The organism is Bacillus multifaciens (assembly GCF_030756675.1).
Taxonomy (GTDB): domain Bacteria; phylum Bacillota; class Bacilli; order Bacillales; family Bacillaceae_G; genus Bacillus_A; species Bacillus_A multifaciens.
This window is the reverse complement of sequence record NZ_JAVBXD010000068.1, coordinates 1-12,411: the sequence shown is the minus strand read 5'-3', so window position 1 is coordinate 12,411 and position 12,411 is coordinate 1. Positions and strand designations below refer to the sequence as shown.

The window sequence follows — 12,411 nt, the reverse complement described above, 5'->3', positions numbered from 1 at the left end:
TCTTTTATTGTTACTGGCTGTTCAATAATGATTTTATTTCTAAAATCTCCTGTGTTTAATGGCTGTTTATACTGAAAAGGACGCATATTATTCACCGTCCAATTTAATTTCTTCTAAAGCTTTTTCAATGCTAAGACTATTAATCTGACTTAAAAAATTCTTGTCAAAATACTCTAGTGCATCATTATAAACATAACGAGAGCGTTCAAAGACTAACTCCTTGAACACCTCGTCATCGTTAAGATCATAATCACCACAAACCCTGATTAAATCTTTATTGGATGCAAAAAGGATACGTCTTAGGTTATCGTCTTCATCGTCACCTAAGCGCATCCTTTCTTTGAATTGCTTTAATATTTCATCTGAAATTACTGTATTCATTCACATCATTCCTTATTTAGTCTCTGGAACTGAATCAAGCTTTAACGTGTAAACTTGTGATGTATATTTGTCCTTCGGCTTACCTGTAGCATGTTGCTTGGAAATATAAAGTGTTGCATCTTCTAAAGCCAGTGTTTGGTCAAATTTTTTGATTGGTTCCGCTCCCCCCATTGCTGCAATGTACTCTCCTTTAACAAAAAACAGCACTTTACCTTGAGGTACAAATACTGATTCTGTAGGAATCGGATTAAAAGGCAAGCTCGTCACATAAACACCTGCTGCATTTAGAGTTGTTGCATTTGCTTGGATATCAAAAGTGTTAAATGGATTTGTCACCATAACCACTTTCCCAGCAATATTTTTTGGTCTGTCCGCATCTGAACCATCCGCATTTAACTTTTTAGCAAGTAACTTAACAACGTCTTTCAGTTCATTGATTGTTTTACGACCCGGTTCAAAAGTTAAAGTTCCTGCTGATTTTTTATCTGGATATACTCCACCAACAACACTTCCACTTGGATCTTTTAACAGTCCGATAGGCTCATCTTTACCTGTACCAGCTACAAATCCACGTTCTAAACCTACTGCCATCGCTTCTGAAATCATTGTGCGAACATAACGTTCTACCCACACTGGCCCAAGTTTAAGCATGTCATTTGCCAATGGGATAAATGCTGTTAATTTAAGTTGAGTAATGGACTCTTTTCGGAATGTGGCATTTAATTGGCCCTGAATATCCCCAAATAACGGTCCCCATACTGCTGCTCCTTCTGGATCTCCATAGATATACTCTGTCACAGCCCCTAAGTTTTCTAATCCAATATGTTGTAATAACGGATGCTCTTCAACTAAGTCATCAAAAATTCGCTCTTGTGTTGTTTTAGGCAATGTCTCAGTATCTTTAAATCCACCATCTTGAACAACGGCATTAAAAAATTTCATTTCCTCACTCGTGAGTACATTAGCACCACGTGATTGCATAATAGAACGGTCCACCATGGATTCATTGACTTGATTTAAGATATCTGATCGAACATCTTGAGCAAGTGCTTCAATCATAGAATTTAATGCCGCTGCTTGTTGTTCTGGTGTTCCTTCCTGTGTCGCTTTCGCAAAATCCAGTTTCTTCTCTTCAAAGTTATTAAATTTAATTACCATTTTTTATTTACCTCCTAAATTTAAAAAGAGCGTACTCACATTCTGTTTATTAACAGGCTCTTGAATAGGCTCTTTTGGATTTTGATTATTTGGTTGTTTAGTATACTTAGCTACTAAATCTTCTTTGAAATTTTCTATTACTTCTTCTTCCTCTTCTTGAGTATCATCTATTTCAATTTCATCAGCAATTTCATCAGCTAAACCAAGAGCAACTGCTTCTTCTGCCGTTAACCAAGTTTCATCTTTTAAAAGTTGTTTTAATTCTTCATCTGTTCCAACAAAACGTTTTTTATAAGATGCCGCTAATGCTGAATCAATTTTTCTTAAATCGCGTGCTGTTTTTTCGAAAAGATCTGCATTACCATATTCAAAGGTACTAGCTTGATGAATCATCATCATAGTATTACTAGGCATAATGATTTTATCGCCAGCCATTGCAATTACAGATGCGGCGCTAGCTGCCCAACCATCAATATGAACTATAATTTCAGCATCATGCTGCTTTAAGAGATTGCAAATTGCTACACCATCAAACGCGGACCCTCCACCTGAATTAATATGAACGTGAATTTTCTCTGCTTTTACATCTTGAATTTTTCCTCTTACTGCTTCAGCGTTATTTTCACTAAACCATCCACCTATTGACCCATAAACGGTTAATTTGTACTCATTTTCACCTTTAGCTTCAAAACGAATATCTCGTTTTAAATTTAGAAGCTTATTCATGCTCAAATGCTCCATTATTTCTCACCTTCTTCAGATTCGTTTAATTTCGTATAGTTCTTTGTAATATGATGGATATTTAAGTTAGGATCATCAGAATCTTCATATCCTACCTCTAATCGAATTTCGTTTCCTGTAAATGCACTTGAAGAAATGAGTTTATCGATGCTTGTTGCAAGATCAAATATACTTTGATAAGAAATAGCTTTAATTTCAATCTTTTGCCCTTTAAGATACTCATTCATTTCGAAGAATTTCACATTTGCCTCATCTGATAACTTCTTGAGCAAAGGATTTACAGTGAAAAGCATATAATTTTTGGTTTGCTTCTCTACATCAGCCATTTCTCCATATAATAAGGCCGTCGGAATACCAATAGCCATTGCTACTTGATTTAAAAAACCATTAGTTACTTTATTTATTTCTTCCACACTAGGGCCATTAGCTGAACCATTATATACTTCTTTATACTCAATACCTTTTTGTTGTGGAACAATAGCTATATCTTTCGTACCAATCGCTTTATACATGTTGTCTATAAACTCTTGTAACTTCGCTATTTGTTCTTCTGTCTTGGCACCAATCATATCCATATCAACTGTGCCACGAACTTGATTTTTACGTTTTTGAGAGTTTAGTATCCTACCAAATAAGTCTCCGTAATCTGCAAATAAACCATCAATAAGTGGAGATAATTTATCATTTCGATATTTCAAATGAATAACTTCACTTTGCTTAAAACTTCTCTTAAACGTATAATCCTTTACTATTACATCGGTAAAAGTATCTTCAAACACAGCATACTCATTATGTTGAAACCCATCGGCAATTAGTAAATCACCATCATCTGCTTGTATGACTAAGCATTCATTATCGTAAATAAGTTTGCGAATAAATTTTTCCCAGAAAGTGCTTGCCGTCATATTCTTGTTCGGTCTAACGTTTAATCGATAATAAAGCTCATTCTTCTCAAACGCTCTACCATTTCTTACTCTAAATTCTGACTGACTAATCGTCCTTCCTAAGAATGATACGCATGTATCGATTGCCAATCGTTTCATATGAACCCTGTTTGCTGTATCAGCAATCAAATCCAGATCGACCATAAATTCTAGCTCTTTATTTCTTTTAAATACTGAACCTAACCATCCAATGGTTATCACCCCCTTTATTAGAATTTAATATCGCTTAGTATAAAGTCGGTTGCCTCTTGTATCTCATCCGCTCGATAAAGAGCATGTACAAAACATTGGAACCCATCGGTTTTTCTTCGCACTGGTTCCTTCTTTTCGTATATTTTATTTCCATCACCTTTGATAACAACCAATACGTTTTGCGTGTACCAACGCATTAAAGGGTTATCATCGAAAATTATTTGTTTATTTGCAAATGCCATTTCAATACGAGGTGCTAGTAAACTATGAATCGCTTTTGGATTCCTTATAACTTCTATTTCAAAACCTTCCGCTACCAATAAAGGTCTTATCGCTTCCATTCGGAAGTTATCAGCTATAATTTTCTTAATGCCATATTGTTCACGCATTTCTACAAACCAATCAACAATGTGTTGAGGATTAATAGTCGGTTCATCCACAACCGTTAGTAATCCTTGTTCTTCCCATTCTTTTATTGGAGCAAATTTCTGTTTTTTAAACTCACCTGCTTTTTTAGAATATCCATAATAGATATCAACAAATTCCTTTCGCACAAAGGAATGAGTTTTAAAAATGTATTCGCCATTTTGTCTAAATAAAAGACCACATGCTGCAAAATCTCGAATACTCGCAAAGTCTAATGCTCCTACACATTCTTGTGCATACAAATTAGGAAATGGGCGATTTGTAGCAAGAATTTCTGACCATTTTGCAACAGAACGTTCTAAATTTGTAACCGGTAAGTTCATCCGCTTTGTCATAAACTCTTCTCGGTTACTTGGATCATCTTCTAAATCTTCATATTCTTCCTTTATCGTTTCAAGTAACCCTTCGGCATACTCACTTAACGGCTTCGATAACATAGGATTAGCTAATTCCCAATTATCAATATCATCAACTTCCTTTTCATCATTAAGCTTACAGATAAAAGGAAATACAGCATTGGGACGGGCTTCACCATTTAAAACCTTCATAGCTTTTTCTTTTTGTTTATCTAAAAAGCCATCACGTACATATCCATCTGTACCAATGTAAAACTCGCGTGGGTTTTTCTTTTTCCCTAAACCGCTGATGTGGACGCGAACATCTTTGTTACTTTCATATTGATGTATTTCATCAAATACAACTGCACCATCACGCAAACCATCTTTTGTATCACCGTTTGAAGTTCTAAACTTCAGTACACTTTCAGTGGCTTTTGAAACAGTTTGAGTTAATGTCGTTTTAAAAGCTCTCTGTAAAACTTCATTTTTCTTCACACATTTATGAACTTCGTCAGGGCTTGTTTTCGCTTGTTCTTCACTATTCGCAACAACGGAAATGTTATACTCTGGAATGCCGTGCAATTCACTAATTAAAAAGTGAATAATTACAGATATTAGACCATTTTTACCGCCACCACGTCCTAACATCCACAGGAATTTCCGATAAAATACGCGTCCATTTTTCTTATAAAATAAAAAGACGAATGCTATCAAGAATTTTTGAAACGGTTGCAAAGGAAAATACCACTTCTCACCGAAGTTGATGCAATCCTGAATCATTTCATCATCAAAATACAAATCGTCCCTATTTAAAACGTATTTTTCTAGATACTCAATTAACAGTTCTCTTTCTTTGTTGAACTTTACTTTTCCAGTTCGATAAAGTTCAATGTATTCATCAACATACTTTTGCCTAATCATGTTAAATCACTTTTATTATAACCAGCCTTAGGAATATCAGGTTTACAAACAAACTTTATATCCCTTCCTAACGCAATTAAAGAACTGTTAATTTTATTCCTTTCACCTATAAGAGGATGGGCCTTAACAAAAACTTGAGAGCCGTTTTTGACTGTGACGGATTCCCCTTCTTTATTGATAGTTCTATTTATTTTTCTGAATGCTTTAACTAGATCAATGTATCGTTCTACTTTTTCAACTTCGACTAAATCTGCAATATCAATACTGTTCATCAGCTGTTCTTTCAATTTTGTAATACTAACAGCCATCTACCCACCCCCCTTACGTGCGTAAATTTCAAAAAAACCTGACAGTTAACCCCCTCCTCCGGTGCCCCTTAGACCATTTTTTGATGAAATATTTTAAGGGGGGTGTTATTTCACTTCACTTTTCTTTATATATTCTATACTCGTTTGCTTACCGCACTTTTGACATCTCCTTGCATCAGGATTTTTATGGTCTGATTCGGCAAAGCCACATGCTCTATCAATACAAGTATGTTTTGCGAGTTTGTACTTCACTTCATTACCACCTCTCATCGTCTTGCCACTTGTTTACCTTCTTAACAAACACTCGTCCATGTTCTTTGTTATGGCAATCCACACAAACTGTTTCAAGGTTATCTATGTCTAATGCAAGTGCTGGATGATGCTCAAGCTCTTTGATATGATGGACAACAAGCTGTATCTTCTTACGCTTGGCACTCTCACTGTATTCATTGGTGTCCACACGAACACTACCATTACGTTTACATTCCTGGCATTCATAGTTGTCTCGCTTCTTTACTTGTTCACGTATGTTCTTCCATTCACTACTGTCATAGAACTTACGCTTCTGTTGTTTGGTTTTGTATTCTGTCATCGGTTACAATAACCACTAGCAATCTCAATTCCATCCATAAACAGCTTTACTTCTTTCATAACCTTTAGTTCTTTCGCAATAGGATGATTGTGCTGTATGATCTTCGTATTAATACTTTTCTCATCAGCTTCGCCATGCTCAATATGAATATAAGAACCAGATTTGCGATTTAATTCTGTCGTCCAATCAAAACTAACTCTTATCCTTTGTTTTATCTCTTCACCTTTATAAATCACAACTGGTACAGCGTTAATATCTGATAGCATGATTTGTAATAAAGGTTCTTCTTTCCCTTTTGTATCATCTGATTGTTTATATTTATTAATCACCCACATATCTACAAAAGCACCGTTACATTTCGGACAAACAGTTACCTCTTGGTATTCTTCTTTAAATGGATGATATACCTTATCTTGATGACCACATACTAAACATTTAGAAGTATTATAACGATTAACTTCTGTACGTATCTCACACATTATCCTCACTCCTCATCTTTCCTTAACGACAGCTATTGTTAAATCTTAATGTCTGATTCAGCAGCGTTAATACGGTTTATAATTAATTGGTGTTGTAGCTTAGTAACTGAACGTTCCAACTCTTCCGTTCTACATGCTAACAAGTTCAGTGAGTCTTTCAACACACTATTTTCAGTTTGCAAGTCTTCAACTTTCTTTTCTAAATCATTAATTTTTAATTCAATAATTGGATTATCCATCATTCATCATCCTTTTCAATCAAATGCTCAATCCCTTTTATTCTTTCATCATCAACATACATGGGAATTCTTTTTAAAATCTCAAGCATATCGTGAACAGACTTAATTTTATTGGGATCAATCTTATGTAAATGCGAAGGTTTTAATATTAATGTTTCAGTATTCATTCTCTACACCACCTATGTAATTTTTTCATAATAAAAAGAAGAGCACCTGTTTCCGCAAGCGCTCCTCTTTGGGCAAGGGTAAAATTGGGATTACGAGATTCCTTTTAACAAAAGTTAAGAGGTACAAGTAGTATATGCTCGTCCTTCTCAAGATGTGAAAAAAGCACTCCAAAAGGAATGCTTTCACATCTTATAAATCTATAATGTTTTATAAATAATCATAGCAACATGATTATAACGTTCTGGTCCAGCAGTAACAGAAATTTTTATATCAACTATTTCAACAGAATCAGCCGCTAACTTCTCCAGTTCTCCATTAACCTTTTCTTGTAACCCGTTTGCACCACTTGAATTAACAACAACTGTTTGTATCATAAAATCATCTCCATTTCTAAATCTGTTCACTCTAAATTTATTCGACAATAAAACATAAATTCCTACAAAAAGTAACTTTTTTTGAAGTAATTCTATTAATAAAAGAGCAACCATGCATCAGTTGCCCTTTCGTCAAAACTCTAACTATTATTATAAATACGGTAAATGAAGTTTTTACTCTCGATCAAATAAAGTAAAAAACCGCTATCTCGATTGGATAACGGTCTTTCAAAAATAGACAAGTTATGTGTGCTTCATATTTCATTAAATTTGGTTAAGGAGTTTTCACACCTCTTTCAACTGATGATATATGATATAAAGCGCTGCTACCATCAGTTCAAAGAAGAGCAAAAGCTCTCCTATATTTAACGGGATCATTCAATCTGCACCATTGCAGCTGGATTCGGATTTGTAATTATGCCGCTAATATGAAACCATTTAGAATTATAAATTTATCATTGCGAGTCGTGTTATTTCCGCCACTTCTCACAATACAAATATAACATGTTAATTCCAAAACAACCGGCACATTTGCGGTCAAAAAGCGGTCACAACCCTGCCACTTATTTTAATTCGCCAATAACCTTTATTTCCCTAGACAAGTTCATTGCAACAACCATAAAGAATAAATTGGATTTCTATTAAGGTATCACGCTTGTTCTGATTGTTGAACATGTAATGGAGGTGGAATAATCCAACCTTTTTTCTTATTCAGACGAAGTAATACAGCCCCAGCTTGTGCCTTTTTCATATGGAATTGACCAAACATCATTCCTACATCTTCTCGAAGAGATTGTCCCATAGCTTGGCTACATGCTACTAACCCAGCAGCAAGATCCATAGAAATTTTAATTGCAATTTCTGCATCATTAATACGAGCACCAGGAGGAATCGTTTCAATAGATGCAACTGGTCTTTCTGGAGGTGCTGGCGGTAATGCAACACCATTTAATTTTAATAAATTTTTTAATTCTTCAACTTCTGATTGGATATCATTCTCTACAAGATTTTCTAAAAATTTCTTTAAATCCTCGTCTCCTGTGTGATTAATAAGAACTTGATATCCAGCAATTGCACCTTGTGCCGCCGCAAGATAACTCCAAATCCCAAATACTTCTCCGTAGTGCATTGGTTCATTTTGTGGATTTCCACTTAAAACACCCATTAAAATATTCCTCCTTAAAGAAATTAAACTTTTAACAAAAATGTTTACTATAGAAAAAATTTCCCCAACCATGTTTCGGATTAAAGAAAATGAATTCTTGTAACTCATAAGGAACACCTTACCCAAATATATTAATTACATCTCATAGGATATACCGTTACAAAAAATTTACTCTTATAAATAACACATATATTTCAATTAACATAATCCATTATTATTAGTACTTTTTCTTAACTTGATGGTAATGGAGCGATACGTCCATTTGACGAACTACGCTTCTTTTTTATGCCATCGCTTCACTTACCCATATCTTATATTTTGTGTAACTAAGCCAAACGCTGAATCCATTGATATCAGTAACTTTATAAGACTTTCTATTTTGAGTTACACTACACAATAAAAATGGGTAACTATAAGTAAAAAAAGAAAAAGACCGACTTCTATCGGTCTTTTCAAATATTCTTATATTTTTGGTCTCTTCTAAGACCTAGATTTTCTAGGACCTACAATTAGTTTGATTGCTGTTCTTTCTTCATTATCGATTGAAACCTCGTGAAACGCTGGAATGAGAACCAAGTCAATACCACTAGGAGCTACGAATCCTCTTGCGATAGCAATGGCTTTAATCGCTTGATTTACAGCGCCGGCTCCAATCGCTTGAATTTCTACATTACCCCTTTCTCTTAATACGCCTGCAACTGCGCCTGCAACTGAATTGGGATTTGATTTTGATGATACTTTTAATATATTTTCCATGTAAGTTGCTCCTCTGTTATTTAATCGACTTTTTGGTTACTGACTGGAATGTAATTAACGTATCTTTAACTAATATTCATATCAAAAGCAAACAATACTATTGAATGTATTTATTCGATACTTTTTATGTTGTACCTGCCCATCTACATAAATAAAAAGCGAATTACTAAATCTTAAACTTAGTCATCGCTCTATCCATTGCATCTTGGTTTACCCCTATATATCTAAGTGTTACTCTTTCTGATGAATGATTAAATATCTCCATAAGCAACGCTATATTCTTTGTCTGCATGTACATATGATATCCGAATGTCTTACGTAATGTATGTGTGCCAATCTCATCTATACCAAACTCTGCTGCTGTACTTCTAAGTATTTTGTATGCCATACTACGACCAATCGGTTTGTTACTACCTTGTCTGCTTTTAATTAAGTACTCATGATCTTCTCTCTCTTCAATGAACCATTTCAACTCTCTTCTTAATGCTGCAGTAATTTGAATACGTTTCTGCTTACCTGTTTTCATTTCACGCATTGAGATGTGGCTTCCTTTTAAGTCACCAATCTTTAGCTTCAAAATATCACTAATGCGTAATCCGGTGTTAACACCCACAACAAACAGGATATAATTACGTTCACTCTTCTCTTTCAAATAATCTTTTATTTGTTGTATTTGCTCTGGATCACGAATAGGTTGAACAAAGTTCATTACTCACCACCTACCTGTTCCTCTTGCTCGTAAACTTCTAACCTAAGAGCAAAAGCAAGTTTATAAAAAGCATTAGATTTATTTCGTCTATATGTCCGTTCACTCATTCCAATCTCGTTATAAACCATATAATCAAAGATTTCTTCATCTTCCAAGTAACGTTTTACAATTATGTCCCGTTGATTCTTGCTAAAACGACTTAATGTCTTATCCACTTGAAAAGATAGGCGTTGTAGTCTCTCTTCTCGCTTACTCAATTCTACATTTTCAAGAGCAACATCTTCAGCTGGATTACCTACCACATTTGTTGGCCCGTGATATCTCACTTCACAAGAAGCTGTCACTTTCATTTCATTTCTAATCATACCGAATTGTCTATAAATCCGAATACTTTCAAGAACTGTTTCTATGCGATCTTGTGTAGCTTTACGGTCAATTTTCGGTAAGAATGTCAATTGTTCCATATATAAAACACTCCTTGTCTATTTGATAACAAACAAAAAGCGGACACCAAACCAAAGAGCATGCTTGCTGCTCTTTATAGTTTGATGTCCGCTGGTTCTTCCAGTAGGACTAAATATTTAATTTTTCATTATTATACCATTCATAATAACAAATGTTGAATACCACTTACACTAAATGGCTGTCAAAATGCTATGACACCATTCTTAAAACAGTTTTAATTGCCGTTCACTCCCATTTAAATGTCGGATCAAGTACTCCTTGTGACGCATAAAACATCCGTCCAAGCTCAATCGTTGAAATTGAACTACCAAGCAATTTAGCAAAATGAATCGCTGCATTCTTTTTAGCTTTACAAATATCCTTCGCTTTTTTGTTATTTCCATATTTGTAAGTAATACATTGTCTAGATCTTCTATGTCTCATTCTTCTTCTCTCCTTTTCTCTCAAAGGATTATTTTGTTGAGTTTTCTTTCCAACTCTCACCTTTACGCAAATGGATATTCCATGCTTGTTGATCCGTGAACCCTCTTTTCTTTAATTCTTTCACGTTCTCCGGTTCTTCCCATGTAAAGGTACCGTTTATTTCTCCGCCAATACCAAACTCAGAATCAACTACCTTGTCAGAGATAATGCTGACGTCTTGAGTTTCCTTAATCTCTATATTTTCTCCATCAGCTGTTTTTATAAAGAGCTTCACATCTTTTAAATTCATATCCATTCCCCTTTTCTACACAATGAAATTTTTTGTTTAGTTTTTATCTTGTTTAAGCGGTATTATAGGAATTGAAAATAGTAATTTTAGTAACGGTAATAATGTCCCTAATATAATCGCTGGAATATCTATTACAGCCCATAAAATGTGATACAACTTTATGTTCTTCGCTCCATAACCAATTGTTGCTTCTTTAAGACCACTATTAAAAATCCAAAATGATCTAATCAATGTGTAGAGTGAGTAAATTCCCAGCAAACTAATTTGCCACCAAGTTAAATCTGTAATCAATGTACTCATTGCCTTATCTCCTTTACTACAAAATGAAATTTTTATAATAAACCTTCAATCTTTGCTATCGCTTCAAATATCGGATAGATCTGCTGTGGGACCACCGCGTTCCCTAAAAATCTCAATCTATCTTCGTCCAATCTTGTGGCAGTCCCATCATCCATTCCACAAACTGCGGGTTGATTTTCTTCCCAATATGTTCTGGAAAGTGTTCTCCGATTGATCCCGGTAATGTCTTTCCGTGCTTCCCGTTTGCTTCTGAAGGGCACAACTCTCGAATTGGTTTGTAATTTTGGCTGGTCGTTGGAGTGGCCAACAATAAATGTCCGGTATCTTTGATGTGGTGCCCCGACACTGACAGCCGGTAATACGAACGTCCTTGCCGAGTAGTTTTCTTCTTCCAAGTCGGAGAGCACTGTGTCCAGGCCCATTGTGACGTGCCCAGCAACATTTTCTCCAACGAACCAAGTGGGTCTGAGTTCTCTAATGAGTCGGAAGACTTCTGGCCATAACCATCTTTCGTCTTCTGCTCCTTTTCTCTTTCCAGCCATGCTTTCTCCTTGGCAGCGATATCCGGCAGAAATAACTCCAATTGAATCAACGTTAACACCTCCATCTATTAATGATTGTTTAGTAAGTTTATATAAATCCGGGAAAATAGGAATGTTAGGGTAGTTCTTTCTTAATACCTTTTGATTGAACTCTTCAATTTCGCAAAAGGCTGCTGTTTCAATCCCGGCCCAATCCGCTGCCATGCTTATTCCTGCAATCCCCGAACACAGATCTAACATTTTCATATCCTATTCCCCTTTGTTCCAAAATCAAGATTCTTTAATTTCACTTTCTAAATCACATAACCAACTCCAAATATCTTCACGTTCAATTGGTACATATTCTTTTATCGCTTCAATGATCTTTATTTCATCGCCACGCAAATCAAATTTCATCATGGTCACTTCCTACTAGTTGCGATAGGTAAGACTTTGAAGTTATCTCCATCTTTTCCCCCGCTTAGCACTGTACGTGCGACTTTCATCGCATACAGCGCCCCA

The 12,411-nt window shown here is 35.2% G+C and carries 21 protein-coding genes and 1 pseudogene; all 22 read right to left on the bottom strand.

Annotated elements, in window-relative coordinates; translation table 11 throughout:
* A pseudogene (locus Q9306_RS23725) lies at positions 1–86 on the bottom strand (phage head closure protein); the annotation flags it as partial.
* Between the two features lies 1 nt (position 87).
* Positions 88–381 (bottom strand): hypothetical protein, encoded by a 294-nt coding sequence (locus Q9306_RS23720; protein ID WP_306202976.1) that lies wholly within the window; start codon positions 379–381, stop codon positions 88–90.
* A 12-nt stretch (positions 382–393) separates the two neighbouring features.
* The gene (locus Q9306_RS23715; RefSeq protein ID WP_306202974.1) at positions 394–1,539 is read right to left on the bottom strand and encodes a phage major capsid protein; all 1,146 of its coding nucleotides are present in this window, start codon (positions 1,537–1,539) and stop codon (positions 394–396) included.
* Positions 1,540–1,542: 3 nt separating this feature from the next.
* On the bottom strand, positions 1,543–2,280 hold the full coding sequence (locus Q9306_RS23710) for a head maturation protease, ClpP-related (protein WP_306202972.1): 738 nt from the start codon (positions 2,278–2,280) through the stop codon (positions 1,543–1,545).
* The gene (locus tag Q9306_RS23705) at positions 2,280–3,425 is read right to left on the bottom strand and encodes a phage portal protein (protein ID WP_306202970.1); all 1,146 of its coding nucleotides are present in this window, start codon (positions 3,423–3,425) and stop codon (positions 2,280–2,282) included. Before Q9306_RS23705 ends, Q9306_RS23710 begins: the two co-directional genes overlap by 1 nt.
* 8 nt (positions 3,426–3,433) lie before the next feature.
* Entirely contained in the window at positions 3,434–5,101 is a 1,668-nt protein-coding gene (locus Q9306_RS23700) for a terminase large subunit domain-containing protein (RefSeq protein ID WP_306202969.1), read from the bottom strand.
* Positions 5,098–5,409, bottom strand: a complete 312-nt coding sequence (locus tag Q9306_RS23695) for a P27 family phage terminase small subunit (protein ID WP_306202967.1) — start codon at positions 5,407–5,409, stop codon at positions 5,098–5,100. Before Q9306_RS23695 ends, Q9306_RS23700 begins: the two co-directional genes overlap by 4 nt.
* 105 nt (positions 5,410–5,514) lie before the next feature.
* Positions 5,515–5,661, bottom strand: a complete 147-nt coding sequence (locus Q9306_RS23690; RefSeq protein WP_306202965.1) for a hypothetical protein — start codon at positions 5,659–5,661, stop codon at positions 5,515–5,517.
* A gap of 4 nt (positions 5,662–5,665) precedes the next feature.
* The gene (locus Q9306_RS23685) at positions 5,666–6,001 is read right to left on the bottom strand and encodes an HNH endonuclease (protein WP_306202963.1); all 336 of its coding nucleotides are present in this window, start codon (positions 5,999–6,001) and stop codon (positions 5,666–5,668) included.
* Positions 5,998–6,480 (bottom strand): FmdB family zinc ribbon protein, encoded by a 483-nt coding sequence (locus Q9306_RS23680; RefSeq protein WP_306202962.1) that lies wholly within the window; start codon positions 6,478–6,480, stop codon positions 5,998–6,000. Before Q9306_RS23680 ends, Q9306_RS23685 begins: the two co-directional genes overlap by 4 nt.
* 38 nt (positions 6,481–6,518) lie before the next feature.
* The gene (locus tag Q9306_RS23675) at positions 6,519–6,719 is read right to left on the bottom strand and encodes a hypothetical protein (RefSeq protein WP_306202960.1); all 201 of its coding nucleotides are present in this window, start codon (positions 6,717–6,719) and stop codon (positions 6,519–6,521) included.
* Positions 6,719–6,886 carry a hypothetical protein gene (locus Q9306_RS23670; RefSeq protein WP_306202958.1) on the bottom strand — a complete coding sequence of 56 codons (168 nt, stop codon included), beginning with the start codon at positions 6,884–6,886 and terminating at the stop codon, positions 6,719–6,721. The genes Q9306_RS23675 and Q9306_RS23670 overlap by 1 nt, the downstream gene beginning before the upstream one ends.
* A 198-nt stretch (positions 6,887–7,084) precedes the next feature.
* Positions 7,085–7,375 (bottom strand): hypothetical protein, encoded by a 291-nt coding sequence (locus tag Q9306_RS23665; RefSeq protein WP_306202956.1) that lies wholly within the window; start codon positions 7,373–7,375, stop codon positions 7,085–7,087.
* Positions 7,376–7,910: 535 nt separating this feature from the next.
* On the bottom strand, positions 7,911–8,426 hold the full coding sequence (locus Q9306_RS23660) for a DUF3231 family protein (protein ID WP_306202954.1): 516 nt from the start codon (positions 8,424–8,426) through the stop codon (positions 7,911–7,913).
* 480 nt (positions 8,427–8,906) lie between these two features.
* Complete coding sequence (locus Q9306_RS23655) at positions 8,907–9,182, bottom strand: stage V sporulation protein S (protein WP_306202952.1); 276 nt, start codon at positions 9,180–9,182, stop codon at positions 8,907–8,909.
* Between the two features lie 166 nt (positions 9,183–9,348).
* A complete protein-coding gene (locus Q9306_RS23650) occupies positions 9,349–9,891 on the bottom strand; it encodes a site-specific integrase (RefSeq protein WP_251227200.1) in 543 nt (180 codons plus the stop codon).
* On the bottom strand, positions 9,891–10,355 hold the full coding sequence (locus Q9306_RS23645) for an ArpU family phage packaging/lysis transcriptional regulator (RefSeq protein ID WP_306202949.1): 465 nt from the start codon (positions 10,353–10,355) through the stop codon (positions 9,891–9,893). The genes Q9306_RS23650 and Q9306_RS23645 overlap by 1 nt, the downstream gene beginning before the upstream one ends.
* Positions 10,356–10,581: 226 nt before the next feature.
* Positions 10,582–10,779, bottom strand: a complete 198-nt coding sequence (locus Q9306_RS23640; protein WP_306202947.1) for a hypothetical protein — start codon at positions 10,777–10,779, stop codon at positions 10,582–10,584.
* Positions 10,780–10,807: 28 nt separating this feature from the next.
* On the bottom strand, positions 10,808–11,068 hold the full coding sequence (locus tag Q9306_RS23635; protein ID WP_306202945.1) for a PadR family transcriptional regulator: 261 nt from the start codon (positions 11,066–11,068) through the stop codon (positions 10,808–10,810).
* Positions 11,069–11,104: 36 nt separating this feature from the next.
* The gene (locus tag Q9306_RS23630; RefSeq protein ID WP_306202943.1) at positions 11,105–11,368 is read right to left on the bottom strand and encodes a hypothetical protein; all 264 of its coding nucleotides are present in this window, start codon (positions 11,366–11,368) and stop codon (positions 11,105–11,107) included.
* Between the two features lie 32 nt (positions 11,369–11,400).
* Positions 11,401–12,156, bottom strand: coding sequence for a DNA cytosine methyltransferase (locus tag Q9306_RS23625; protein WP_306202941.1), 756 nt, complete (start codon positions 12,154–12,156; stop codon positions 11,401–11,403).
* Between the two features lie 24 nt (positions 12,157–12,180).
* Positions 12,181–12,306, bottom strand: a complete 126-nt coding sequence (locus tag Q9306_RS23620; RefSeq protein WP_306202940.1) for a hypothetical protein — start codon at positions 12,304–12,306, stop codon at positions 12,181–12,183.
* Between the last annotated feature and the right edge of the window lie 105 nt (positions 12,307–12,411).